This window comes from Microvirga guangxiensis (assembly GCF_900102135.1).
Classification (GTDB): domain Bacteria; phylum Pseudomonadota; class Alphaproteobacteria; order Rhizobiales; family Beijerinckiaceae; genus Microvirga; species Microvirga guangxiensis.
This window is the reverse complement of the sequence record NZ_FMVJ01000017.1, coordinates 22819-47629: the sequence shown is the minus strand read 5'-3', so window position 1 is coordinate 47629 and position 24811 is coordinate 22819. Positions and strand designations below refer to the sequence as shown.

The following is a 24811-nucleotide window of genomic DNA, read 5'->3' as shown; positions in this document are numbered from 1 at the left end:
CTGTCTCGATGGCTTGCGAATAAGCCTCAGGGGTGTCATGAGCAACCCTGTTCATCCGGTTTGGTGGCTTTGGATACTCCCGTAATGAATGACACCCGTCCCTTCGGGACCTTCGCGCCTACAGGGCTCACCCGGTGGGTGATCGACCGTACGCGTGGTCTGCCGGGGAGCTGGGTGGGGCGCCGCATCGCCATGATGCTGCGCCGGGTGGTCATGAGGAAGCTGAAGGGGCAGCCCCTCGACCTGGAAACCTTCGGGGTGCGCATGCGGGTCGTTCCCGACAAGAACGTCTGCGAGCGGCGGATCATCTTCACCCCGCAATATTTCGACCTCGACGAGATCAAGCTCATCGCCGCCCGCAACCGGGAGGGGTTTACCTTCATCGATGTGGGGTCGAACGTGGGGTGGTACGCGCTTCTCGTGGCCCGGAAGGTCAATCCGTCCTCCCGGATTCTCGCAGTCGAGCCGCAGCCGGAGATCTTCGACCGGCTTGTCCATAATATCCGCCTCAACCCCTTCGGCACGATCAAGGCGGTGGATTGCGCCATCGCCGACAAGACCGGCGAGCTCACCCTGTTCCTCGACCCGCGCAACAAGGGCGAGGCGAGCCTCAAGATCGTGAACTCCAGCCAGACGGATACGATCCGTGTCCCGGCCGTGACCCTGCTCGATCTCATCAGGCGGGAAGGCTTCACCCATGTGGATGCGGTCAAGCTCGACGTTGAGGGGGCAGAGGATCTGATCCTCGATCCGTTCTTCCGCGACGCGCCCGCCGCGCTTCATCCCTCGCTCTTCATCATCCCCGATGTTCCCGACCGGTGGCAGGTGGATCTTCCGAAGCTCCTTCAGGAAAAAGGCTACCGGCAGACCCTCCGGACGCGCATGAACCTCGTCTTCGAGCGCACCAGATAACGCTTATCGGGGCGTGATGATCTCCACAGGTCGGTCGATGACGACCTCCTCGGGCGTGATCCGGCAGACATAGGCATAGGATTCCACCCCCGCCGCGAGGGCATGGCGGAAAGCCTTGTCGTAGGCCGGGTCGATGTCCCGGGCCACATCGAAGCGGTTCGCATCCATCTGGATCACGTAGACGAGGGCGGCCCTCGCGCCCGTCGCAGCCATGTCGGCCAGTTCGTAGAGATGCTTGGCGCTGCGGGCCGCCACGCAATCGGGAAACTCGGCAAAGCCTGCTTCCCGCATCAGGTGGCAGTTCTTCACCTCCAGATAGCAGGGCGGCTCACCGTCCTTTTCCAGGAAGAAGTCCACCCGGCTGTTCCTGCCGTATTTCACCTCCGGGCGAACACGGTCGTAATGGGCGAAGGGCGCAAGGTGTCCCTCGCGGAGCGCTTCGGCCACTAGCAGGTTGGGGCGGGACGTGTTGATGCCGATGAGCTGCAAGGGACCGCCGCCGGCGGGGATCTCCACGAATTCCCAGTTATACTTGAGCTTGCGGGCCGGGTTCGAGGCCCTTGAGAGATAGACCCGGCTACCGGGTTCCTTCAGTCCCATCATCGCGCCCGGATTGGCGCAATGGGCGGTGACGATTTCGCCTGTATCTAGCTCCACATCGGCCAGAAAGCGCTTGTAACGCTCGATGAGGCGGCCGGTGAGAAGGGTTTCCTGAAAACGCATTCAATCCATCACTTACGAAGAAAGTCTCTCCGTAGCAGGGGAGAAGCATCGCCTTCAACTGAACCCTCGCTTGAGAATTGCCGTTTCTGAGGCTAAAGGCCCTCAAAAGGATCGATGCGCATGGCCGTCTCCGTAACAGCCGCCCTTCTCATCATCGGCGATGAGATTCTCACCGGGCGCACCAAGGATAAGAATATCGGCTATATCGCCGAGTATCTCACCGGCATCGGTATCGACCTGCGCGAGGTCCGCATAGTTCCGGATGTCGAGGAAGAGATCGTCTCCGCCGTCAATGCCCTGCGTTCCCGCTACACCTATCTTTTCACCACCGGGGGCATCGGGCCGACCCATGACGACATCACAGCCGATTGCATGGCCAAGGCCTTCGGAGTCGGCATCGGGCACGACCCGCGCGCCGTCGCCATGCTGCGCGAGCGCTACACGCCGGAGGAGCTGAACGAGGCGCGGATGCGCATGGCGCGCATTCCCGACGGAGCGGATCTCATCGAGAACCCGATTTCCAAGGCCCCGGGCTTCAAAATCGGCAACGTCTTCGTCATGGCGGGCGTGCCCTCGATCATGCAGGCCATGCTCGACCTCATCGCGCCAACGCTCCAGACCGGCGCGCGCATGATCATCGAAACCATCGAGGCCGAGGGGTTGGCCGAGGGCATCTATGCGGAGGGCCTCAGCCAGATCGCGGCCGCTTACCCCGGCGTTTCCATCGGCTCCTATCCGTCCTTCTCGACAGCCGGCTTCCGCAATCAGATCGTCGCGCGGGGCAAGGACCCCGCCACCGTCGCGGATGCCTCTGCCGCCATTCGCGAATTGCTCTCTCGCCTGAAGGGCGACCGGGCACCCCTTTAATCCGTTACCAGTCACATCAGCCAGACGAGCAAACCGATGTCTCCCACCTCACCGAAAGCCTTTCCCGTCTCCTGGGACCAGTTCCACCGCGATTGCCGCGCGCTTGCCTGGCGGCTGGCCTCTGCCGGTCCGTTCGAGGCTATCATCTGCATCACCCGCGGCGGCCTGGTGCCTGCGGCCATCGTTGCCCGCGAGCTCGATCTTCGTCTCATCGAGAGCGTCTGCATCGCGAGTTATCACGACTACAAGAGCCAGGGCGAGCTGAAGGTGCTCAAGGACATCGCGCCGTCCATCAAGGCCATCGGCGACGGCAAAGGGCAGGGCGTTCTCGTGATCGATGACCTCACCGATACGGGCAAGACCGCCAAGATCGTGCGCGACATGCTCCCCAACGCTCACTTCGCCGCCGTTTACGCGAAGCCTGCGGGACGTCCCCTGATCGATACCTTCGTCACGGAAGTGAGCCAGGATACCTGGATCTACTTCCCCTGGGATATGGGCCTGACCTATCAGGCACCGATCCGCGAAGGATCGGCTGGCTAATCATCGCAAGGAGCGCCGGTGGCAAAGTTCGAAATCGCGCGGACGCGCAAAAGCCTTTTCGGCGCGCTCCTCGATGCCCGCGATGAATTCGGGCGCAACAAGGTCGCCCTGGAGGATTTGGAGCGTCAGCCCATCACCTTCGGGCGGCTCGTCCTTGGCTCCCTGGTGCTGGGGCGCAAGCTCGCGGGTTTAACGAAGGACCGCGAAACGGTCGGCGTGCTGCTGCCGAACGTCCAGGCCATTGCCGTCACTTTGTTCGGCCTGAATGCCTTCGGTCGCGTTCCCGCTTTCCTGAACTTCACGGCAGGGCTCAAGAACCTGAAAGCGGCCTGCGAGATCGCAGGGATCGAGACCATCGTCACCTCGCGCCGTTTCGTGGAGCAGGGCAAGCTCGACGACATCGTCGCAGCCTTGGGCGAAGGAAGGCAGATCCTTTGGCTGGAGGACGTCCGTATGACCCTGACCAGCTTCGATAAGCTCCGAGGGCTTGTCCATTCCTGGGTGGCGCGTCGGGTTCATCGCGAGGCGGATGTGAAGCCGGACGATCCGGCGGTGGTGCTCTTCACCTCGGGCTCCGAAGGCGTGCCGAAGGGCGTGGTTCTGTCCAACGCCAATCTGGTCGCCAATGCCTATCAGGTGAAGGCACTGGCAGGCGACGTGCTGACGCCGGACGACGTGTTCTTCGACCCTCTCCCGATCTTCCACTCGTTCGGCCTGACGGCGGGATTGCTGACCGCCGTTCTCAACGGCATGAAGTCGGTGCTCTATCCAAGCCCCCTTCATTACCGGCAGATCCCGAAGCTGATCGCGGGCACCCGCGCCACCGTGCTTCTGGCCACCGACACTTTCCTTCAGGGCTATGCCCGGGCCGCCGGCGAGGGCGACCTTGCGAGCGTGAAGCTCGTGATCGCGGGAGCCGAGCATGTGAAGCCCGAGACGCGTAAGCTCTGGGCCAAGCATGGAGCCGAGATCGTGGAGGGCTACGGCGCCACCGAATGCGCACCGGTGATCGCCTGCAACCTCCCGCATAAAAACCATCCGGGCTCGGTGGGCTTCGTCCTTCCAGGCATCGAGTGGAGGCTCAAGCCGGTCGAAGGCATTCACGAAGGCGGCCGCCTCCATGTGCGCGGCCCGAACGTGATGAAGGGCTATCTCGATCCGGCCTCGCCGGACGGTATCAAGCCGCCTGCCGATGGCTGGCACGATACGGGCGACATCGTCACGGTTCAGGACGGGATCGTCACCATTCGCGGGCGCGCAAAGCGCTTCGCCAAGATTGGCGGAGAGATGGTGTCCCTGGCGGCCATCGAGGCAACGATTCAGCAGCTCTGGCCCGATTCCAACCACGTGGTCGTTGCGTTGCCCGATCCGCGGAAAGGGGAGCAGATCGTCCTCGTCACCGATAAGCCCGATGCGGATCGTGACGCGCTTCTGGAGCATGCTCAGAGCCAGGGTTTCCCTGAGCTTTGGGTGCCGAAAGCTATCCTGGTTTCGGGCATTCCTGTCCTCGGGTCCGGCAAGACCGACTACCCGGCCACCGTCGAAATGGCGCGCCGCCTTCAAGCCATGCTCTGAGCACTTGAACCTAGGATCGATCTCCCAGCAAACTGTAACAAACCCGACGTTTTTGCGTTATCCAGCCAGTAGGCCGTATCTCAGCGGCGTGTCATCGATGGATCATATCATGAAAAGGACTGCTCTCGCTTTGGCCTTCCTAGCCTGCGCTTCGGGCGCGCAAGCGCAGCAGCGTCCTTCGACCCTCAATCTCACATGCGGCCAGGTTCAGCAGACGATCCTGTCCAGGGGGGCTGTGGTGCTGAGCACCGGCACCTACACCTATGACCGATACGTCAGCGACCGCCGCTTCTGCGAGCGTAACGAGGCAACCCAGGTGGCTTACGTGCCAACCCGCGACACGCCTCAATGCCCCGTATATCGTTGCGCAGACATAGATTTTTTCTTTGACGACTAGTATCTGAGAAGGGTGTGGAGGTCAGGGCTTGCGCTGCGGCAAGCGCATCCGCCGGTCTCCAGCCTGCTGGGGCAGGTTCCAAGGTGTTGAGATTATGACACACCTATCGAGAAAGGCCTCGGGCGACCCTGGTAATGCCTATTTCTTATGCAGATTTGAGGCGTAATAGGCATATCTGATGATCGTGACGATTGCCTGAATCGGCCAGGTCAGTATTGTCACGATTGCATAGGGTCCTCGACCCAAGCTTTTAGTTTCGGAGATAAAACCATGAAGCTCGTTAAGAGCCTTCTCCTCGGTTCGGTTGCGGGGCTTGCTGCCATCGCCGGCGCTCAGGCAGCCGACCTTCCTGCAACGAAGGCCGCTGCTGTTGAGTACGTTCGCGTTTGCTCCACCTACGGCGCAGGATTCTTCTATATCCCCGGCACGGACACCTGCCTCCGCGTCGGCGGCCGTGTCCGCGCCGAGTACCGCTACGTTGAGCCTGAGTTCCGTACAGACGACACGATCGGCTTCCGCGCTCGCGGCCGCATCCAGCTCGACGCTCGTACCGCCACGGCTTACGGCCTGCTGCGTACGTTCGTCCGCTTCGAGATGACCCGCGATACCGGCTCCTACGGCTTCTCGTCCACCTACGCCGATGTCGATCAGGCCTTCATCCAGTTCGGTGGCCTGACCGCCGGTCGCGCCCAGACGTTCTTCGACAACGGTGACCTCGACACCCAGTCCTTCGGCACGATCCGCTGGTCGGATCAGCCGAACGTCAACCTGCTGGCCTACACCTTCTCGTTCGGCAACGGCTTCTCGGCCACCCTGTCGCTCGAAGAGCCCCGCTTCGCCGGTCGTGGCGCCCTTGCTGACGCTGACGGCTTCGTCGCTGGCCAGAACGCTCCTGACGTCGTCGCCAACCTGACCTATTCGGGCACCTGGGGCTCGGCTACGGTCGCTGGTGCTGTTCACCAGATCCGCAGTGTCTTCCCCGATGTTGACACCGAGTACGGCTTCGCCGTGACGGGTCAGCTCAGCATGAACCTGCCGATGCTGGCTGCTGGCGACGCCCTGTGGCTTGCTGCGACCTACGCTGACGGCGCTGTCGGTTACCTCGGCTTCGGCGACGAAGTTGCGGAAGCGACCTATAACATCAACAGCGGCGAGATCGACACGACCCGCGGCTGGCAGGTCGCTGCCGGTCTGCGTCACTACTGGACTCCTGAGGTCCGTTCGAACCTGTTCGGTTCGTTCGCTCGCATCGAGTACGGCTCGAACACGGCTCTCGCGAACTCAGACTTTGACGAGTGGCGCGCTGGCACGAACTTGATCTGGTCGCCGGTTTCCGGACTCGATCTCGGTGTTGAGATCCTCTACGCCAACGAGAACCCGCGCGCTCCTGGCGTGACCTCTACGGATACCTGGGAAGGCCGCGTTCGCGTTCAGCGCGACTTCTAATCGGCTCAACCAATTGGTTAGAGGAAACCCCGGCGGAAACGCCGGGGTTTCTTTTTTGGCCGCCCTCAACAGATCCAGGCATCCGGCCGCGGCGGTCGCCAGCCGCAGGACACGCTCTATATGCGCTGTCGGAAACATCTGCACGCGCTCTGCCGCATGTGACTGTCAGGAACCGGATTGATGCCTCAAAGCGAATTTCACTGGCTCTCGAGACGCCGCCTCATCGCGATTGTCATAGGAGTTGCCGGCGCCGGTCTTGCGGGCTGTTCGGCCGACGTCTCGTATGGGTCATACCGGTTTGGCCCAGGTTACGAGACGGGGCAGGTTTATGAGAGCCGTGTCTACGGAAGCGCGCAGCAGGGGCTCGGGGCCGAGAATTGCCGCACTGTCGTCAGGCGGGAGGCCGATGCGTTCGGCAGGGTCTCCTCACGAGAGGAAACCGTCTGCCAATAGTCTCAATCACCTCAAGCCAAGACTGGGGATTCTTCCACACCTGATGAGGGAACGAACGCCCACTGTGACGGTTGGCATAGCGTCAATTCTTTGTCAGGAGAACACCGTCATGAACAATATCATCTGGCTGATCGGCGCTATCGTGGTCGTCCTTGCGATCCTGTCTTTCCTGGGCCTGCGCTGAACAACATCTGAATTGTGCTGGCAGGGCAGCATCGACTGCCCTGCAGCCCTCCTTGGCGGGAGCTATCGATATCTCGTCATATCAATTGATCATTGCCAGCACGGCTGATGCGACATTCATGAGAGCCAGCGTTCCAACAAGGGCTGGCACGAGCGGCAGCCGAAGGCGAGGGCGCCGATCTTCCTCCTGAGAAATCCTGCCACGCAATGTAAGGCGAGAGCGCAGGGCATCCATTGCTCTTCTCCTGGAACATCTATCCGATAACGCATGCAAACCTTGCGCCCTGCGGGCAAAAAAGGAGGTGTGCTTTCGCACATCCTAACCCGTTTTCCCTTATTTTGAGCCGCTAATGGCGGGTCGCCGATTTCTGGAACTGCAGGAGCTGCCCCTCGATCGCGCGCATTCGCGTCATGAGGCGGTCGAGTTCGCCGAGAAGGAGCTTTTCGTCTTGCTTCGCTTCCTCGACCTGATCGAGGGACGAGCTGTGACGGATCCGTTGCAGAGCATCGGCAAGCTGCCTGTCCAAAAGCCGCATGGCTCGTTCCAAATCCAGGAATTCCTGATGTAGCTGGTTCTCCTTGAACACCACTGGATCCTGTGAACGAAGCGGACGTTATGGAGTTAAAGCTACAGCTTGCGAGCCGGTTCCCAAAGCAGAAAACCGGCTATTGACCGCTTTTATCAGCGGCCAAGCTGAAACTGGCAGCGCTCCTCACCGTTCTGTGATGATAGGCCTCGCGGAATCCCCGTTTCCGCAAGAGGTCTTCCATGCTGCTTCCGCCAGCGATGCGTAGGGACGAGAAGCGGCAATCGACTGTAGCAAGAATTGCGTGTTGCACCGTTGTGGCCAGCAGGCGCAGCGGGGCCGGCAGTTTGTGGGCTTCAGCATGTCGAGTTGCTGCGGTTACCGGAGAAACAGAGCGGGCAGAGGAGATACCGCATGGGACAAAAGATCGATCCACGTCGCATTGCATTGATCGTCGAGGATGACTTCGAGGTCAGGGGCTTGGCAGCGGCTCTCTTGGAAGAGACGGATCTGCGTGTCGTGGAGATGTCCAGTGCCGAAGAAGCTCTGGACTATCTGCGCAGCCATGCTGACGAGGTCGCTTTTCTCTTCGCGGATGTTCGGCTCCCGTGTCTCATGAGCGGCGTCGATCTGGCTCGTGCAGTGCGCATCAAATGGCCGTGGGTTCGCACGGTCCTGACCTCGGGCCTTGCCCCCGACGAAGGCTTGAGCGACGTGCCGCGGGATGTGCGATTCATGCCCAAGCCCTGGCGCGCTCTGGAGGTGCTCATGGAAGCAGAGCGTGCTGCGCAAGGATATCGCCCCGCTTGAATGATCCAGTTGAACCCGGCGGGCTCAGCCGGGTTCGGGAACCTTGGCCCTCGTTGGGAATTGGCGTCAGCAGAAAGGATTTTGCTGATGCCGCAAACGACTGTTGCTACTGGAACGTTTCCCTCCCGCAAGGCAGCCAATCAGGCTGTTCAGCGCCTTGTCTCGAGCGGCTTTGCCCGCAACAGCATCGAACTCCACCAGCATGAAGATGACGACGGGTACGATCTCGAGATTCACACCCGCCGGGAGAATGTCGGGCGCGCCCAGCGCCTGATCTACGCTTCCTCGTCAGGGGCTGGGATGAGCATGCACGGCATAGGCAATATAGCTTCCGGTGCTGTTTACTCAGCTAAGTCTCATCCGCTTGTTCTTCTGGGGGCGGGGCTCCTTGCTGGCTTCGTGCTCTACAACCTCATCCCGCGTTCATCCGAGCAGGAACACACGTCCCGTCAGCAGACAGGACGCTCTGGGCGCCACAATCGCCGCTGATAGGGCGCTGGGGGCCTATAGGTCCTCGCCGCCGAGGTCTTCCTCCGCGCGGTTGCGGGACTCCAGCCTTTCCAGCAGCTCCCTGATGCGATCCGGAGCGGGCTCTCTCAGGACATCCTGGTAATCGGCTTGGAGCTGACGCCCGATGTTCCTGAGCAGCTCGCTCTGGCCAGCAGTCGTCAATCCATTGGAGCCAATGCTCCATGCTGTATGTCTGCTCGCAGGATGGGGCGGTCCATCACTCGGGTGGAGCCGCTTCGGCATGCACGCCTCCTCTTTGGCCGGCTTCAGAGATTCAGAACGGGCAAGAGAGCCTAGGGTTGCAGTTAAGATTCTGGGAAAAATGATCTTTTCGGCTACTCGGAGGTAATTGGGACGTGCTCGTCAGATTTCGCCGGCCGGCCACCTGATCGAATCTTCTGGGGGTAAGCTGGATGCGGCGACCCACGGTCGCATTGGTTTCACTCATCGCGTGGTTCACAAGCTCGGCATTAACAACAAGAGCCGGGGGGCTTGGGCATGCGCGAGGCATTGATGGTCTACGTGGCAGGTGTGATTCTGCTTCTGGCCGTCTGCACCACCATCGACAGCAAGGAAAAGATCGGATTCGATCACATCCTCATTGCAGCGTTCGGGTGGCCGATCTTCACATCGATCATGGCTTTAAGAGCTTTGAGCAATCGTTGATCGATCGAATGACATTCCATGTCGTCGATGTTGCGGTTCTATCGGAGGCGATGAGGCCCCCAGACAAAGAAAAAGCGCCCCATCGAGGGACGCCAGAGTTGCGATCCGTAGGGGCAAAATAAAGGATCGTCCTCTCTAGGTAATAATTCTTTGAGAAAAATCTACTGCTGGTTTTGATCTCAAAAGTATTACTCCTAAAGTTCATATCCTTTTGGGGTGTGACACAACTAATCAGCATTGATCGTGCTGGGCCAAATCAGATAGTGATCTTTGTGCCGTAGGGGCAATACGGCTAATGGGCTGCGACCTGCATTCAATAAAAAGAGCAGGCGCAGCCCTTTTCTTTATGTATTGATCAGTTTTGGAAAAGAAAAAAGCCGCGATCAGGTGCAGAGCTGACCGCGGCGCTGGCCGTGATTATAAGAAATATCACGGCAGTTATCGATTAAGAGTGATCCTATATTTGCGGCAATAATCATCTGTATGAATATCATCTGTTTAGAGGTGTCCTGGGGCGGCCGCAATTAGGCCAAACGGTCTATCGAGCATGCACTCATATGGCTATGCTTGATGGCCAAGGCGGCTCAGATGCGACTTGGTTTCTTGGCGAGGAGGCTGGGCTTGCAGAACCGGGCCGGGAAAGCAGCCGACGAGGGCTAATGCGCTCGCAAGTGGAGCGCGCCGGTATGGAAAAACAGCATCGAATTTTGGTGCGGACGGCGGGGGTCGAACCCGCACGGGCAGTGCCCGAGGGATTTTAAGTCCCTTGCGTCTACCGGTTTCGCCACGTCCGCATTGATGTGAGGGTTATCGGTCTCATGGCTTGAGCGCAAGTCTGCTGCGCTTCCCGGGCCCTCACTCAGGTGTGTGAAAGCCGTAGATCCAGTCGTAGCGGTTCGACATGCTTTCGGGGCCGATCATCTGCATGATCTTGTTACGCCAGAAGGAGACCAATGCGCCCGAGTGATAGATGCGCCCATTCTTGCGGCCTTCGGCCTGAATGCGTCTGACGCGCTCCAGGCGATGGTTCCCGTAGGCTGCCAGGGCCTCGGCGACATTGTGCGGCTGTTTCGCAAGGACAGCGCCGAGCGTGGCGGCGTCTTCGATGGCCAGTGCCGCGCCTTGTGCGAGAAACGGCAGAACGGGATGGGCCGCATCGCCCATGAGCGCGATGCGCCCTTGCGCAAGACACCTGATGGGATGGCGGAAGAGGGACCAGCGCAGCCATTCCTGCGGCTGCTGCAGAAGCGCGCGCAAGGCTGGGGCGGCGCTGCTGTAATGGGAGAGCAGTTCCTCCGCCCGTCCCGGCGCAGCCCAGCCATCGACGGGCTCCTTGGCCTTCTCGATGGCGACCACGTTGATGAGGTGACCGCTGAAGATGGGGTAGTGAACCACATGCCCCTTCGCGCCCAGCCACAGGCCGGTCTCATTGCCCGCGAGTTCAGGAGGAGCGGACTTGCGGTCCAAGGTGGCGCGCCAGGCGATATAGCCGTGAAAAATCGGGGATGTCGTGTCGCCGACAGCTCTCCGAACCTTCGACCAGACCCCGTCCGCGCCGATGACGACATCTGCCGTCAGCCTTTCATGGGTTCCGTTCGACGAGGTCCAGACAAGTTGCGCGTGTTCGGGGCCATCCTGCACCTCCTCGACCTTGCGGCCCGTCACGATGCGGATCGCCGCTTCGGAGCGGACGGCATCCAGCAGGATGGTCTGCAGGTCGGCCCGATGGACCACCCAATAAGGCGCGCCGTAGCGCTGCTGCATGTAAGGACCGAGCGCGACCTCGCCGATGCGCCGTCCGGACGAGATGCCCCGCACCACCACGCGTTCGGGCAGCGTCGCGACGCGCCGGAGGGCTGGGCCGAGCCCGAGCTTGACCAGGATTCGGCTGGCATTGGGCGAAAGCTGAAGGCCCGCGCCCACCTCGCTGAAGCCCGGGCGACGCTCGATGAGCGTGACGGAATGGCCTTGGCGGGCAAGGGTCAAGGCTGTCGTCAGGCCACCGATTCCGGCGCCGACGATGGCGATGGAGAGCCCGGACACCTTACCGCGATGAAGGGGAGGTTGCGAAGTCGGGCTCCCAGACGCACTCGGCCGGGCGAGCTTCGTCCACCTTCAGCGAAGGGTCGTACTTGAACAGGGTCGAGCAATAGGAGCAGACCGTCTCGGTGTCATAGCCCATGTCGATGAAGATATGGGGATGATCGAAGGGAGGCGTGGCTCCGATGCACATGAACTCCTTGGAGCCCACATGAATGACGGGAACGCCCGGATCGTTGTGGAAGTGGGGTGTACCTTTGTCAGCCATTGCCGTTGTTCTGAAAGCCGTGAAATTCGCGCGCACCATAATGGCCGAAGCGCCATGCGCCTAGAGCAAAAATTTTCCCCTCGCCCAAGCCTTCCTCATCGGAGCGATGTTGCCCGCTCGCAAGGGCGGCAGGCCCGGACATTCCATCAGAACGGCATTGCGCGTTCGAAACGAGATAGCCGGTTTGGGGGCTGACGAGGTGTCAAAGAGCGAGCGGGAGTATCCTCGCGAGCGTGTGGCTCCGAGGTTTGGGTCGAGGGAGGGCGCGAGGAGGCGTCCGGCTCGTTGATCGAGTGTGGGAAGAACCCGACGGCTCCTCGCGCACGGTTTGTTTAGGCGGACACCGCATCTTTCAGCGATGGGCCTCCCATCCAGGCGCTGCGTCAGCACCTGCACAGGACCGCTCCCAACCCCACACATGCGACGCCTCGCGAGCGCGCCCCTCTTGGAGCCGGATGTCCATAGCTATAGCCCAGGTTAGGACAACAGTCAAGAACAAAGTAAGAACATATCATCCGCCTCATAGAGCCAAGGAGCGCGGAGGCTGATGTGTGTGTTCCCTCCCCCTTGCGGGGAGGGGAAGGGGTGGGGGTCGATCGACCGGGTGAGACATCAAACCAGTGAAGCGCAGATCCAATTCTCCCGAGCGGTTAGGACTGAGCCTTGTCCGGAGAGGGCTTTCCCTCACCCCTGCCCCTCTCCCACCCAGGAGAGGGGACGCTGTAGGGCTGTTGAGCTTCCTGGATCAACAAAGCGCTCTGACTGTCCGACCCCCACCCTCGATCCCTCCCCGCAAGGGGGAGGGAAGCGCGCCGGACTCGTCGTGTGCCTCCAAGTTTTGTTGCGCCTCGTCCCAAGCGGCGCAATCCGACTGCACCGTGCCTTTTGCGCCGGCAATCGTGCTATCTCGACGCCCATGTCGTGCCCGAGCCTGCTGCTCAAAGCGATTGTATTCGGGAGAGCGGGTGCTTAGGTTGCGCGGCAATCGTCATCAGCCCCCGTTGTCCCATGCGCTATTTCAATTCCAACGGCGTCAGCATCGCCTATATCGACGTGCCTCCCCATGAGGGGCAGGGCGATCCGATCCTGCTGATCCACGGCTTCGCCTCGAGCCATGCGGTGAACTGGGTCAACCCGCTCTGGGTGAAGACGCTGACGCGCGAGGGTTATCGCGTGATCGCCTTCGACAACCGCGGACATGGCGAGAGCGAAAAGCTCTACGATCCCGACGCTTATCATTCCTACCGCATGGCGGAGGACGGCGTGCGTCTTCTCGATCATCTCGGCATCGAGCGCGCCGACGTGATGGGTTATTCCATGGGCGCGCGCATCACCGCGCATATGGCGTTGGCCTCGCCCGAACGCATGCGCTCCGCGATGCTGGGCGGTCTCGGCATTCATCTCATCGACGGCGTCGGGCTTCCGCTCGGCATTGCCGATGCCATGGAAGCGCGTTCGCTGGATGAGTTGACCGATCCGATGCAGCGCATGTTCCGCGCTTTCGCCGAACAGAACGGCAGCGACTTGAAAGCGCTCGCCGCATGCATTCGCGGCTCCCGTCAGGCGCTGACGAAAGAGGAGGTTGCATCCATCACGCTGCCGACTCTGGTTTCCGTCGGCACCAACGACGATGTGGCGGGCTCGGGGCCGGAACTCGTGAAGCTGTTGCCGAATGCAACCGGCCTCGACATCCCCGGTCGCGATCACAACCTCGCGGTCGGCGACAAGGTGCACAAGCAAGGCGTGCTGGAGTTTCTCGCTCGCAGGCCGTGAGTGGGGCGCTCTGCCTTTCTTCTCCCTTGCACAACCCTCATCCTGAGGAGGCACGTAGTGCCGTCTCGAAGGAGGGTTCAGTGCGCTCTGGAGCCTCCTTCGAGACGCAGCTTACGGCTGCTCCTCAGGATGAGGATCGAGATACGGTCGAGGGGTGCTGACCTGTGAAGCGAAAGGCGTGGACTCTTCATTGACTAAAACCTTTGTTCCTCCACTTCCTCCCCGAAGGAGACAGGGATGACACGACTCGACAGCGTCATTCGCCGGTTGACGGCGCAGCGCGATCTTTTGGATTGGGCGACGCGTGAAATATCCGCGCAGGGCCTCGTGCTCGAACTCGGCCTCGGGAACGGGCGCACCTACGATCACCTGCGGGAACGTTTGCCGGGACGCGAGATCTATGTGTTCGAACGCTCGCCTGCAGCGCATCCCGATTGCATTCCGCCGGACGAATATCTCATCGTCGGCGATATCTTCGAGACCCTGCCGCTTTTCACCGAACGCTTCGGCGCAGGCTCTGCGGCGCTGGTCCATGCGGATATCGGCACCGGTGACGCGCAGGCCAATCGTGAGCTTGCGCAGCGGCTTTCCCCACTGATTGAAAGCCTGCTGCAGCCGGGCGGTCTTCTCGTGGCCGATCGCGCTTTCGATCTTCCATCATGCGCGGACATTTCCGCGCAAACGGGTGTTTCCGAAGGCCGCTACTTCGTCTACCGGCGCTGAGCCTCAACGGCCCTTGAAGATGGGCTGGCGTTTTTCCAGGAAAGCCGTGCGCCCCTCCACCGCATCCGCGCTGTCGAAGCATTGGTCGGCCAGCGCGACAGGATCGGTGTGGGGATGCGCGAGCCCCATCGCGTCATCGATGGCGGCTTTCGCGGCGCGGATCGTGAGCGGCGCGTTTCTCGCGATGTCATGCGCCATGTCGAAAGTGATGTTCTCGAGAACATCGTCCTGCACCACGCGCTGAACGACGCCGAGGCGCTGCGCTTCCTCGGCATTGATGCGGCGCGCCGTGTAGAACAGGTCCTTGGCGGCAGGCGCGCCGACGGCCGCCGTCACCAACCTCATCGCACCCGGCGGATAGCCGATTCCGAGCCGTGCCGCGGGAATGCCGAACACCGCGCTCTCGGAGGCAATGCGCAGGTCGCAGGAGAGCGCCAGTCCGAACCCGCCACCGAGGCAAAAGCCACGGATCATGGCGATCACCGGTTTCGAGCAATGGGCGACGGCCCAGAAGGCCGCCTCGTTGATCGCCTCGTAGGCCCGTCCGCCTTCGGCATCGGCGCGCACGGTTTCGAACTCCGCGATGTCGGCGCCGGAGGCGAAGGATTCCAGTCCTGCGCCGCGCAGGACGATCACGCGCACGCTCTCGTCCTTGTCCAGGGCTTCGAGAATGCCGGGGAGGGCTCGCCACATTTCCAGGTCCAGGGCGTTGCGCTTCGCCGGATTGTCGATGGCAAGCGTCGCGATGGGACCGTCGACGGATGCAGTGAGCTTGGGGCTGCTAGACGAAAAAGAGGCGTTCATGGGGTCCGGGGATCTATGGTATGGGGCCGCGACTTCTTATGTATGTGATGAGTTAAGAGCCGAGCCGGCAAGGAGATTATCATGGCACAGACGCGCTTGAAGTCCGGAAATCCGGATTTTCTCGCCGGCAAGGTCGATCCGCTCTGGAACCGGCTGCGGACCGAGGCTGAAGCCGTCGTTCAGGCCGAGCCCGCTCTCGGCGGTTTCGTGCTGAGCGCCATCCTGCACCAGCCGAGCCTGGAGGCCGCGGTGATTCACCGTGTCGCCTCGCGCCTGGGCCACGCGGCCCTACCGGCCGATATCATCGAGCAGGTCTTCCTGGAGGCTGTCGAGCAGGACAAGAGCATCGGCGAGGCCTTCCGGGCCGATATCAGCGCTGTGCTGGACCGTGATCCGGTCGTGACCCGGGCCATCGAGCCGGTGCTCTATTTCAAGGGCTTCCATGCCATCCAGACGCATCGTCTGGCCCATTGGCTCTGGAGCCGGGGCCGACAGGATTTCGCGCTCTATCTTCAGAGCCGCTCCTCCGACACCTTCCAGACGGATATTCATCCCGCTGCGCGGATCGGGCGCGGCATCTTCCTCGATCACGCCACCGGCCTCGTGGTCGGCGCGACCGCCATCATCGAGGACAACGTGTCCATGCTCCAGGACGTGACGCTGGGCGGGACCGGCAAGGAGCGCGGCGACCGCCACCCGAAGATCCGCCATGGCGTGCTCATCGGAGCCGGAGCCAAAATCCTCGGCAATATCGAGGTAGGCCATTGCGCGAGAATTGCTGCGGGTTCCGTGGTTCTGAAACCCGTGCCCCATAACGCGACCGTCGCCGGCGTTCCGGCCAAGGTTGTGGGCACGGCCGGGTGCGAAGAGCCTGCTCTCTCCATGGATCACCGGCTGTCCGAAGCCGAGGGGATCTGACGGGGAGAAGAACTCAACCCCGCTTGCCCGCGTTGGCCGGGCGTGGCAATGGCTGATGCCGAACAAGTTGAGAAAGGACCTGTAGTGGACAAAACGGAGATGGCGAAAGTCGAGCGCTACCTGCGCCAGACCTTTGCGAACCACTCGATCCGAGTTGTCGGTCGCCCCAAGAAGACCGACTCGGCGGAAGTTTACATTGGTGAGGAATTCGTCGGCGTGCTCTTCGTCGACGACGAGGACGGGGACCGCTCCTTCAACTTCACCATGGCGATCCTCGACACGGATCTCGAGGACTAAGCGGCACCATTCACGGCAGAACCTTCCGGTTCTGCCGTTTTCATTTCGAGGAGCTCCATGCCGATCTACAGCCTCGACGATGTTTCTCCCATGCTGCCGGAAGAGGGCCGTTTCTGGATCGCCCCGGATGCTCATGTGATCGGCAAGGTCAAGCTCGGCGCGGATGTCGGCGTCTGGTTCGGAGCCGTGCTGCGCGGCGACAATGAACTCATCGACATCGGCGAGGGCACGAACATCCAGGAAGGGGCCGTGCTTCACACGGACATGGGCGCGCCGCTGACTGTGGGCGCGGGCTGCACCATCGGCCACAGCGCCATCCTGCATGGCTGCACCATCGGCGAGAATTCCCTCATCGGCATGGGAGCGACCGTGCTCAACCATGTCCGTATCGGCAAGAATTGCCTCGTCGGCGCCAACGCCCTCGTCATGGAAGGCAAGGAATTTCCGGACAACAGCCTCATAGTCGGTGCGCCCGCCAAGGCGATCCGCGTGCTGGACGAGGCGGCCATCGAGAGGCTGCGCTGGTCGGCTAGGGGCTACGTGGCGAACTGGCAGCGCTTCGCAAAAGGAATGAGGCGGATCGACTGACCCGCCTCATGCTTTGAATTCGGAAAGTTCGAACCGGTCTTAGCGGTTCGCGGTGGTGGTCGGCGAGGTGGCGATGCCGCCCAGCGAAACCCAGCCAACCTGATCCTGGCTCTCGCGCTTGATGTAGACGTAGCCGGTCTTGCTCCAGGGCAGGACCGAAGAGGTCTTGTTGTCGAGCACGTAATCGCCGCGATTGGTGCGAACCATCAGCACCGCGTGGCCTTCGCCGAGCTCGTCGATCACGACCGTCATGCGCATGGCGCGGCGCGGAAGGCCGCTCTCCGCGAGAATGCGGCGCTTCAGAAGCTGGAAGTCCTCGCAATCGCCACGGCCGTCCTCGGCGAAGTCCCAGATATCCACGACGCCCCAATGGTCCGCGTCGGTCACGGCCTTGATGGTGGAATTCACGCGCTGGTTGACGGAGACGATGGTCTTCCAGACCTGCGGCGTCAGTTCGATGACGTCGGCCTCGTTCACGTTGACGGCGCATTCAGCAGGATTGCTGTCGCAGAATTTCGTCCAAGCCACGAGAGGCTTCGCCGTGCCCATGCTGGCAATCGGATTGCTGGAGGAGGGGAGCGAAGCCAGGGTCTGAGCCTGAGCTGCGCCGCCTGCGCATACCATGAGTGCCGAAACGATGGCTGCCTTGATGAAATTGCCAGAGAAGGAAAACTTCTCGTTTGAACCGCTGAAAACGCTTTTTTTGAAATAATCCTGCCGCATGCCCCACCAGCCGGTTAATGTTCTTTTAACCAAACTGACATGGTTGCATTTCCGGCTCAAGCGGAAAGTAAAAGGTGAGTTAACGCGTCGCGCCTGCTGGCGGTTCCGTTATGGTTAACAAAAAAGTTCTAAGTATGACCGGAGAGAGGAAAGCATTCCTCTGGGTCAGGGAAAGGTCAAGCTAAATGCTTGGTTTTCCTTGGGCCGGATTCCACATAGAAGGCTACCTCAAGAAGTTCGCCGCCCGCTGCCAGCTCTGATTCCCTATGCTGCCAGCCTGAGAAAAAGTTGTCCATGCCATTGCGTCAGCCCCGTGTTCGCGAGCCGATTTTCAATCTGCCGTCGATAGTGACCTTCAGCATTCTCGTCCTGGTAGCGATTCATGCCTTTCGGATGTTCTTCCTGTCCGAGGAGACCGATTTTCAGGTGGTGATCGACTGGGCGGTGATTCCCGCCCGCTGGGCGGTGGCTTATGGCGGGGTCGACAGCCAGGAAGTTGTCCGGATGCTGCAGCAGGGCGCGTCCGAGAATGCGATGGAGCCCATCGCCGCCTTCGCCCAGTACATTCTCGGCGACGGGGAGGGACGCCCCTGGACGGCTTTGAGCTATGCGCTGCTTCACGGCTCCTGGGTGCATCTGCTCATCAACAGCATCTGGCTTGCGGCTTTCGGCACCCCGATCGCGCGCCGTTGCGGGGCGTGGCGCTTCTTTCTTCTGTCCATGCTGTCGGCCATCGGCGGCGCCGTCCTCTATGTGGCGATCAACCCCATGCAGGTCATACCGATGATCGGCGCGTCGGGTGCGGTCTCCGGCCTCATGGCCGCCGCCGCCTGGTTCATGTTTGCGCCCGCGACGTGGCATTGGGAAGGGCGCCTCACGGAACCCCATGAGCGGCCCCGCCAGGCTTTCGCCCACATCATCAGGAACCGGCCTTTCCTGGTTTTCCTCGGCGTGTGGTTTGCCACCAACTACCTCTTCGCCGTCGTCCAGCCCATCGGCATGGCCGAGGGTAACATTGCCTGGGAAGCGCATGTGGGCGGATTCCTCGTCGGGCTGTTCATTTTCCCCTGGCTCGACCCGATCCCGCTGGACGGGCGCCATATCTCGGCTTGAAAGCGCCGTGGTTTCGCTCAATCATCCCTAGAGCTGACGCAGGGTTATCCCTCATTCATGGGACAGCCTTGGTCGATCCTGGCGGCTGCGACGCCCAACGGCTCCTCGCGCCGCTCAACGGGAGGGAAAACATGAATGTCGATCAGATCCTTTCGCTGAAAGGACGCAATGTCGTCTCCATGGAAGCGGGGCGCTCGCTGGCCGATGCGGCCCGGCTTCTCTCCGAGCGCAGGATCGGTGCCGTGGTGGTCGTGGATGGCAGGCAGCCGGTCGCCGGCATTCTCTCCGAGCGCGATATCGTCAAGGCTGTCGCCACTCACGGACCGCAGGCGCTCGATGAGCCGGTCTCCCGCTTCATGACCGGGCAGGTGGTGACGTGTACAGGCCGCAGCTCCATCAACGATCTCATGGAGCTGATGACGCAGCAGAAGTTCCGCCACGTTCCCGTCGTCGAGGGAGGGCAGCTCATCGGCATCATTTCCATCGGAGATGTGGTGAAGCAGCGCGTGGAGGAGATCGAGGCCGAGAGTCAGGCGATCAAGGAATACATCGCAACCGCCTGATCAGGTTGCTTGCGATTCCTGGATCAGCTCCAGAATATCCGGCAGGGCGCGTTCCGTGGCCTGTCGCCCGAGCGTGATGCATTCCTGCGCGCGGTGGAACTCGAACAGGCCCATCTTCGCCAGCTTGGGCGCAATCATGACGTCCGGCGGATCCCCTGCGAGGCGTGAACGCGCGATGCGGTCCTGGGTGATGTTGAAGGCATCCACCATCACCGTCGCCATGCCGGGCGCGTCGGGCTTGCGCTGCCGCTCGCCGCGCGTGCTCGAGAAGAGACTCCACTTGCGGGGCGCGTCCTCGATGACTTCCTCGATTTCCTTCTGATCGCTCGTCTCGGAATCGTAGGATTGGATGACCGTTCCGCGCACCCGCACTTCGCCGTTGAGGTTCACGCAGATCACGAGGTCAGCGCCGAGGGCGCGTGCCGCTGTGATCGGAATGGGGTTCACCAGCGCGCCATCCATGAGCCATCGTCCACCGATTAGAACGGGATCGAACACGCCGGGCAGGGCATAGGAGGCCCGCATCGCCTGGACGAGAGGTCCGCGGGTCAGCCAGATTTCGTGGCCGCTCGTCAGCTCCGTGGCGATGGTGCAGAACTTGATGGGCAGGGTCTCGACGCGGCGATCGGTGAGGTCCTGATCGAGAAGCCTCTGAAGACGCCCTCCAGCGATCAGACCCGCGCCACTGAAATGGAAATCGAGCAGGCCCATGACGCGCCGCTTCGTGAGCGACAGGGAAAAGGCCTCGAGCTCGTCGAGCTTTCCCGCGGCGTAGCAGCCGCCGACCACCGCGCCGATGGAGCAGCCGGCGATCACATCGGGGACAATGCCGGCCTCTTCGAGAACCCGCAGCACGCCGATATGGGACCAGCCGCGCGCCGCGCCGCCGCCGAGGGCGAGGCCGATCTTCACCTTCGCGCGTGGGGTATGCTCGATCGGTTGTTTGGTTTCGTCCATCGAGCCTCCGCCTCCGCCGATTCCGGCGCTGCGCCGGGCAATCCCGTCCCACAACATGGCTTCACTCCAAGGCCGCTCGTTCCATTCATGAGCCAATCCGGTGAAGGCCGCATGAACGCTACCCTCAAGTTTCAATTAGGTCGCGTTGCCGAAAACTAAACAGTGGAGGAGCGAAGGGCCCGATGCGACAAAATGCTGATGGTGAGCGCGAACAGGATCAGGCCTGCAAGCATTGCGCGAAGCCCCACGATATCGCCCCCGAAGCCGATGAGGGGCGGGCCCATGAGGTAGCCGCCATAACCAAGGGTCGCCACCATGGCGACACCCGCGCTCGGGGCGACCCCTGGGATCTGCGCCGCCGTGCTGAAGAGGACCGGCACGAGGTTCGCAAGGCCGAAGCCGATGAGGGCGAAGCCGAGGGTGGCTGAAACCGGGTGCGGCAGAGCGGTTGCGAGGAGGAGGCCGGCCGCTGCCAGCAGGCCGCCGAGCCGCATGGTGCGGGCGCGGCCCAGGCGGCGCACGACCGCATCGCCGAGGAAACGGCAGATGGTCATGGTGAGCGAGAAGGCCGCAAAGCCGATGAACGCCTTCTGCAGTTCCATGCCCGCAACGGTTTCCAGATAGATCGCCGTCCAGTCCACCATCGCGCCTTCGACGATGAAGCAGAACATGGCGAGCACCGCGACGATCACCACGGGACCGCGGGGCAGGGCGAAGCCGTGGCCCTCGGTCGCCATCTTGTCCGTTTCCACCATCATGCCGAAAGCCGCGCTCAAGAAAAGCAGCCCCATGAAGATGCAGGAGACCAGCATGGTCGAGAAGATCGACAGGTCGAGGGAGATCAGCAGTCCCGAAGCGGCCGCGCCTACGAGGCCTCCGAGACTGAAGAAGGCATGAAACGACGACATGATCGCCTGCCCCCAGGCCCTCTCGACCACCGTGGCGTTGGTGTTCATGGAAATGTCGAGCGAGCCGTTGAACGCGCCCGTCAGGAAAGATGCTGCGACGAAGAGGCTCAGACTGGGGGCAAGGCCGATGAGCAGCATGCCGACAGTGAAGGCAAGGGCCGCCACAAGGGTCGCGAGACGGCTGCCCACATGCGTGATCACCCAACCGATGATCGGCATGAGCAGCACCGCGCCGATGGAGAAAGCGAGGAGGCCGATGCTGAGCTGTCCGTCGGAGAGGCCGAGTGCGGCCTTGAACCGGGGCAATTGCGCCGCCCAGATGCCGATGCCGAAGCCGTTGCCGAAGAACGTGGCGCTGACGGCCGCGCGGGCCGGGAGGAGATCGCGTCTTGTCATGCCGCCGCTTGTAGCGGGATGCAGCCGATTTGAAACCCGTCGAAGAAAGCGGGGCAGCCCCTCGCCGATGCGCGGCTGGCCTTAGACGGGGACGAGACCGGATTTGCCGTCCGCCGTTTCCACTTTACGGTAGAAACAGGAACGGCGGCCCGTGTGGCAGCAGCCGCCATCGCCCGCCACGTTCACCTTGAGCCACAGGGCGTCCTGATCGCAATCGACGCGCATCTCGACGACGGTCTGGATCTGGCCGCTCGTTGCTCCCTTGTGCCAAAGCTCGCCGCGCGAACGCGACCAGTACCAGGCCTCGCCGGTCTCAAGGGTCTTGGCGAGGGCCTCGGCGTTCATGTGCGCCACCATCAGCAATTCGCCCGTCGCCGCATCGGTGGTCACGCAGGTGACGAGCCCGTCCGCACCGAAGCGCGGAGTGAGGGCTGAGCCTTCCTCAAGTTCGGCTTTGGGGCCGGGAGCCGGGAAGATGCTGGGGCAGGACGCGCACATGGGAGTCTCGAAGCTAAAGGCTTTTCAGGTTAGCAAAAACCTCCTCCCGAGGAGCCGCTGCAAGCGGCGTCTCGAAGGAGGCTCCAGCATTCACCGAATCCTCCTTCGAGACGGATTGCTGCGCAATCCCCCTCAGGATGAGGGCTGGGTTCAAGTCGAACGTTCGCAGAAACGTTTAGCGCCTCAAGCCTTACCGTGTCTCACGAGCGTGAGGAAGCGCACCTGCTCGGCGGCGTCGTTGAAGGCGCCGGTAAACTGGGTGGTGATGGTCATGGCGCCGGCCTTCTGCACGCCGCGCATGGACATGCACATGTGCTCGGCCTCGATCATCACGGCCACGCCCCGCGGCTCGAGGAACTGCTCGATCGCGGCCGCGATCTGCGCCGTCATGGTCTCCTGGGTCTGGAGGCGGCGGGCATAGACCTCCACGAGGCGGGCGAGCTTGGACAGGCCCACGACACCCTTGGTGGGGTAATAGGCGATGTGAGCCATGCCGTAGAAGGGCACCATGTGGTGCTCGCAATGGGAATAGAAGGGGATGTCGCGCACGAGCACGATATCGTCGTAACCTTCCACTTCAGCGAAGATTTTATTCAGGACATCCTTCGGATCGTCCTCGTAGCCGGAATAAAATTCCTTGAAGGCCTTGGCCACTCGCTTGGGGGTTTCCAGCAGGCCCTCGCGCTGCGGATCGTCGCCCGCCCAGCGGAGCAGGGTGCGAACAGCCGCTTCGGCTTCCTCCCGGGTGGGACGGTCGTCAGACTTGTCGGCGGCTGGAATCAGACGCGGGGACAAGGACTTAACCACATCGTTCATGTGGAGCCTCTCTCAACTAAAACTATGCGGAAGCGGGGGATGCCTCCGGCGTTTCCACTCCCGTCTTCCGTCTTAAAGGCAACACACAGCCCTGTCGCGGAGTTCGGTCATGATCTCTATATTAGATGGACCGGGAACGGAGAACGTTCCCATAGGTAACATTCATAGACCGGAATGCTGAACGATATCTATAGCCGCCGCATCCTCGAGCTTGCGGCAAATATCCCTCACCTCGGACGCCTGCCCGAGCCCGACGCGTCGGCGATGGCGCGCTCGAAGCTCTGCGGCTCCACCGTGACGGTCGACCTGAAGCTCGAAGGCAATGTGGTGACCGGTTTCGCCCACGACGTGAAGGCCTGCGCCCTCGGCCAGGCGTCCTGCGCGATCATGGGGCAGCACGTCATCGGCTCCACGGCCCAGGAACTGCGTGAGGTGAGAGAAGCGGCGACCCGGCTTCTCAAGGAGAACGGCGAGCCGCCGCAGGGCAAGTGGGAGGACTTGAAGGTTCTTGAGCCCCTTCGGGACTACAAGGCCCGTCATGCCTCGATTCTGCTGACATTCGACGCAGTGGTCGATGCCCTTGATCAGATCGAGGCGCGCCGAGACATGAGCTAGGCCAGTTCCAGCTCGGCCTGCCCGCGCCGTGCAATGCGCTCCCGGTCGTCCGGGGAACCGTAGCGCCGGTCGAGGGTGCGGGCCGTGTTGGCCCAATCGGCCATGGTCTTGACCGATTCCATCAGCCCGGCGACGAAGGGGTCCGAGCGCCACGCCCGAACCTTGGGCCAAAGGACATCAAGGGATTCCTCGAGAACATTCCCGACCTTCGCTTCGTAAATCGGAAAGGCGCGGAGAGCGCCATCGGGCTCAAGATGCGCAATATCCAGGTCGACGGCGCTGACGCCTGGCTGAGGCAGGAAATACCTGACATCGGTGACAGAGATGTCGAGAGCGTTGACGGCACAGGCGTTCAGGCGCTGTCCGACGGCGATCAGTTCGATCAGCTCCTCGATGGAGAGAAGCTCGCTGGCCTCATAGCCCGGCTCGGCTGCAAGGCCCGAGGGGATGACAGCGCCGAAGCGGATGAAGTCGAGCTTCGGAAACCGCTTCGAGGCAGCCTCGACGAACCGCTCCAGGTCCGCTTCCTTGGCGTTCGAGCGGGTGAGGGTGTAGTCGATGCCCAGTGTGAAGCAGCTTTGCCCGGCGGCAAGACGCTCCGTTTTCACTCGATGCAGGGCATCCAGAGCCTTCATGCCGCGATCGAAGGCGCCCGAGCGAGCCCGGATCATGTCGTGGATGGAAGCATCGGCTCCGTCGATGCTCACCGCGACGCTGGCCACCGCATCCGCGAGGGCTGCGGCCGTCTTATCCGGCATCGACCAGCCGCTGGTGAACAGGGTCACGGCGATGCCCGCGTCATGCAGGCGCTTCATGGCCTCGAGGGACCAGCGGACCGATAGGGGTTCTCCTCCGCTGATGGAGATCTTCTGCGGTTGAGCCCTTAGGATCACATCGACCACGCGCATGGCCGCATCCCGATCCAACGCCCGTGCGGGCCTGCGGCCCGATTCCGTGTAGCAATGGATGCACTGCAGAGGGCAAGCGTAGGTAATATCCCAGATGAACTTGCCGATCGTGATCGTCATTGCTCTTGATCCTGCCCTTCTGAGAGATCCAGCACTCAGATTATATGCGAAACATTATAACACAATATGTTTTTCGGAATGCCGCTCAGCACCATTTGAAAGCCAGTGGCTTTAAGGAGGGGTCTTGGAGGCTAGGGCTTGGAGGCTGGGTCTTGGGTCTCGCGCCCGCTG

29 protein-coding genes and 1 tRNA gene are annotated in these 24811 nt (G+C 61.8%); 18 read left to right on the top strand and 12 right to left on the bottom strand.

The window, feature by feature from the left end:
* The first annotated feature begins 84 nt into the window (after nt 1-84).
* Entirely contained in the window at nt 85-912 is an 828-nt protein-coding gene (locus BLP10_RS21000) for an FkbM family methyltransferase (protein ID WP_091139150.1), read from the top strand.
* 3 nt (nt 913-915) lie between these two features.
* Here BLP10_RS21000 and sfsA read toward each other — a convergent pair whose 3' ends face one another.
* Nucleotides 916-1635, bottom strand: coding sequence for a DNA/RNA nuclease SfsA (gene sfsA, locus BLP10_RS20995; RefSeq protein ID WP_091139147.1), 720 nt, complete (start codon nt 1633-1635; stop codon nt 916-918).
* Between the two features lie 120 nt (nt 1636-1755).
* Here sfsA and BLP10_RS20990 point away from each other — a divergent pair, with 120 nt between their 5' ends.
* The 8 genes from BLP10_RS20990 (at nt 1756) to BLP10_RS20950 (ending at nt 8925) form a co-directional block, all read left to right on the top strand.
* Nucleotides 1756-2502 carry a competence/damage-inducible protein A gene (locus BLP10_RS20990; protein ID WP_175493997.1) on the top strand — a complete coding sequence of 249 codons (747 nt, stop codon included), beginning with the start codon at nt 1756-1758 and terminating at the stop codon, nt 2500-2502.
* A gap of 36 nt (nt 2503-2538) precedes the next feature.
* Entirely contained in the window at nt 2539-3045 is a 507-nt protein-coding gene (gene gpt, locus BLP10_RS20985) for a xanthine phosphoribosyltransferase (RefSeq protein WP_091139143.1), read from the top strand.
* Nucleotides 3046-3063: 18 nt separating this feature from the next.
* On the top strand, nt 3064-4620 hold the full coding sequence (locus tag BLP10_RS20980; protein ID WP_091139140.1) for an AMP-binding protein: 1557 nt from the start codon (nt 3064-3066) through the stop codon (nt 4618-4620).
* Between the two features lie 109 nt (nt 4621-4729).
* Nucleotides 4730-5017, top strand: a complete 288-nt coding sequence (locus BLP10_RS20975) for a hypothetical protein (RefSeq protein ID WP_091139247.1) — start codon at nt 4730-4732, stop codon at nt 5015-5017.
* A 270-nt stretch (nt 5018-5287) separates the two neighbouring features.
* Nucleotides 5288-6463, top strand: a complete 1176-nt coding sequence (locus BLP10_RS20970; protein ID WP_091139137.1) for a porin — start codon at nt 5288-5290, stop codon at nt 6461-6463.
* A gap of 986 nt (nt 6464-7449) precedes the next feature.
* Complete coding sequence (locus BLP10_RS20960) at nt 7450-7668, top strand: hypothetical protein (protein ID WP_091139132.1); 219 nt, start codon at nt 7450-7452, stop codon at nt 7666-7668.
* A 372-nt stretch (nt 7669-8040) separates the two neighbouring features.
* Nucleotides 8041-8436: a response regulator gene (locus BLP10_RS20955; protein ID WP_091139129.1), complete on the top strand. Its 396-nt coding sequence runs from the start codon at nt 8041-8043 to the stop codon at nt 8434-8436.
* 87 nt (nt 8437-8523) lie between these two features.
* Nucleotides 8524-8925, top strand: coding sequence for a hypothetical protein (locus BLP10_RS20950; RefSeq protein ID WP_139165555.1), 402 nt, complete (start codon nt 8524-8526; stop codon nt 8923-8925).
* A gap of 15 nt (nt 8926-8940) precedes the next feature.
* Here the strand turns inward: BLP10_RS20950 and BLP10_RS22975 are convergent, their stop codons facing one another.
* Nucleotides 8941-9189, bottom strand: a complete 249-nt coding sequence (locus tag BLP10_RS22975) for a NepR family anti-sigma factor (protein ID WP_175493996.1) — start codon at nt 9187-9189, stop codon at nt 8941-8943.
* 255 nt (nt 9190-9444) lie between these two features.
* On the opposite strand from BLP10_RS22975, the gene BLP10_RS23300 reads away from it, so the two are divergent.
* Nucleotides 9445-9612: a hypothetical protein gene (locus BLP10_RS23300; RefSeq protein ID WP_175493995.1), complete on the top strand. Its 168-nt coding sequence runs from the start codon at nt 9445-9447 to the stop codon at nt 9610-9612.
* A gap of 708 nt (nt 9613-10320) precedes the next feature.
* On the opposite strand, the gene BLP10_RS20945 is transcribed toward BLP10_RS23300, so the two are convergent.
* The 3 genes from BLP10_RS20945 to BLP10_RS20935 all read right to left on the bottom strand — a co-directional run bounded on the left by BLP10_RS20945 (nt 10321) and on the right by BLP10_RS20935 (nt 11920).
* Nucleotides 10321-10406 (bottom strand) — tRNA-Leu (locus BLP10_RS20945).
* A 61-nt stretch (nt 10407-10467) separates the two neighbouring features.
* Nucleotides 10468-11655, bottom strand: a complete 1188-nt coding sequence (locus BLP10_RS20940) for an FAD-dependent oxidoreductase (protein WP_091139124.1) — start codon at nt 11653-11655, stop codon at nt 10468-10470.
* Between the two features lies 1 nt (nt 11656).
* Complete coding sequence (locus BLP10_RS20935; protein ID WP_091139122.1) at nt 11657-11920, bottom strand: zinc-finger domain-containing protein; 264 nt, start codon at nt 11918-11920, stop codon at nt 11657-11659.
* A gap of 1008 nt (nt 11921-12928) precedes the next feature.
* Here BLP10_RS20935 and BLP10_RS20930 point away from each other — a divergent pair.
* The gene (locus BLP10_RS20930) at nt 12929-13693 is read left to right on the top strand and encodes an alpha/beta fold hydrolase (protein WP_091139119.1); all 765 of its coding nucleotides are present in this window, start codon (nt 12929-12931) and stop codon (nt 13691-13693) included.
* A gap of 237 nt (nt 13694-13930) precedes the next feature.
* The gene (locus tag BLP10_RS20925) at nt 13931-14416 is read left to right on the top strand and encodes a class I SAM-dependent methyltransferase (RefSeq protein WP_091139117.1); all 486 of its coding nucleotides are present in this window, start codon (nt 13931-13933) and stop codon (nt 14414-14416) included.
* 3 nt (nt 14417-14419) lie between these two features.
* Here BLP10_RS20925 and BLP10_RS20920 read toward each other — a convergent pair whose 3' ends face one another.
* Nucleotides 14420-15220 (bottom strand): enoyl-CoA hydratase, encoded by an 801-nt coding sequence (locus BLP10_RS20920; protein ID WP_091139114.1) that lies wholly within the window; start codon nt 15218-15220, stop codon nt 14420-14422.
* An 81-nt stretch (nt 15221-15301) separates the two neighbouring features.
* Between BLP10_RS20920 and cysE the strand changes: the two genes are divergently transcribed.
* The 3 genes from cysE (at nt 15302) to BLP10_RS20905 (ending at nt 17023) form a co-directional block, all read left to right on the top strand.
* A complete protein-coding gene (cysE, locus tag BLP10_RS20915) occupies nt 15302-16138 on the top strand; it encodes a serine O-acetyltransferase (RefSeq protein ID WP_091139111.1) in 837 nt (278 codons plus the stop codon).
* Nucleotides 16139-16222: 84 nt separating this feature from the next.
* On the top strand, nt 16223-16435 hold the full coding sequence (locus BLP10_RS20910; protein ID WP_027315475.1) for a DUF3126 family protein: 213 nt from the start codon (nt 16223-16225) through the stop codon (nt 16433-16435).
* Nucleotides 16436-16492: 57 nt separating this feature from the next.
* The gene (locus tag BLP10_RS20905) at nt 16493-17023 is read left to right on the top strand and encodes a gamma carbonic anhydrase family protein (protein WP_091139109.1); all 531 of its coding nucleotides are present in this window, start codon (nt 16493-16495) and stop codon (nt 17021-17023) included.
* Between the two features lie 39 nt (nt 17024-17062).
* Here the strand turns inward: BLP10_RS20905 and BLP10_RS20900 are convergent, their stop codons facing one another.
* A complete protein-coding gene (locus BLP10_RS20900; protein ID WP_091139106.1) occupies nt 17063-17746 on the bottom strand; it encodes a transglutaminase-like cysteine peptidase in 684 nt (227 codons plus the stop codon).
* 294 nt (nt 17747-18040) lie between these two features.
* Between BLP10_RS20900 and BLP10_RS20895 the strand changes: the two genes are divergently transcribed.
* Together BLP10_RS20895 and BLP10_RS20890 are read left to right on the top strand one after the other, a co-directional pair.
* Nucleotides 18041-18859 carry a rhomboid family intramembrane serine protease gene (locus tag BLP10_RS20895; RefSeq protein ID WP_091139103.1) on the top strand — a complete coding sequence of 273 codons (819 nt, stop codon included), beginning with the start codon at nt 18041-18043 and terminating at the stop codon, nt 18857-18859.
* 131 nt (nt 18860-18990) lie between these two features.
* Nucleotides 18991-19422, top strand: a complete 432-nt coding sequence (locus BLP10_RS20890) for a CBS domain-containing protein (protein ID WP_091139100.1) — start codon at nt 18991-18993, stop codon at nt 19420-19422.
* Here BLP10_RS20890 and BLP10_RS20885 read toward each other — a convergent pair whose 3' ends face one another.
* From BLP10_RS20885 to folE, 4 genes are all read right to left on the bottom strand, one after another.
* On the bottom strand, nt 19423-20436 hold the full coding sequence (locus BLP10_RS20885; protein WP_091139098.1) for a patatin-like phospholipase family protein: 1014 nt from the start codon (nt 20434-20436) through the stop codon (nt 19423-19425).
* Nucleotides 20437-20534: 98 nt separating this feature from the next.
* The gene (locus BLP10_RS20880; protein WP_091139096.1) at nt 20535-21683 is read right to left on the bottom strand and encodes an MFS transporter; all 1149 of its coding nucleotides are present in this window, start codon (nt 21681-21683) and stop codon (nt 20535-20537) included.
* An 81-nt stretch (nt 21684-21764) separates the two neighbouring features.
* Nucleotides 21765-22181, bottom strand: coding sequence for a phosphoribosyl-AMP cyclohydrolase (gene hisI / locus BLP10_RS20875; RefSeq protein ID WP_091139094.1), 417 nt, complete (start codon nt 22179-22181; stop codon nt 21765-21767).
* A gap of 183 nt (nt 22182-22364) precedes the next feature.
* Nucleotides 22365-22997, bottom strand: coding sequence for a GTP cyclohydrolase I FolE (gene folE / locus BLP10_RS20870; RefSeq protein ID WP_091139091.1), 633 nt, complete (start codon nt 22995-22997; stop codon nt 22365-22367).
* 174 nt (nt 22998-23171) lie between these two features.
* Between folE and BLP10_RS20865 the strand changes: the two genes are divergently transcribed.
* Entirely contained in the window at nt 23172-23612 is a 441-nt protein-coding gene (locus BLP10_RS20865; protein WP_091139089.1) for an iron-sulfur cluster assembly scaffold protein, read from the top strand.
* Here the strand turns inward: BLP10_RS20865 and BLP10_RS20860 are convergent.
* Complete coding sequence (locus BLP10_RS20860; protein WP_091139086.1) at nt 23609-24640, bottom strand: radical SAM protein; 1032 nt, start codon at nt 24638-24640, stop codon at nt 23609-23611. The two genes, BLP10_RS20865 and BLP10_RS20860, sit on opposite strands and share 4 nt — an antisense overlap.
* Nucleotides 24641-24811 lie beyond the last annotated feature (171 nt).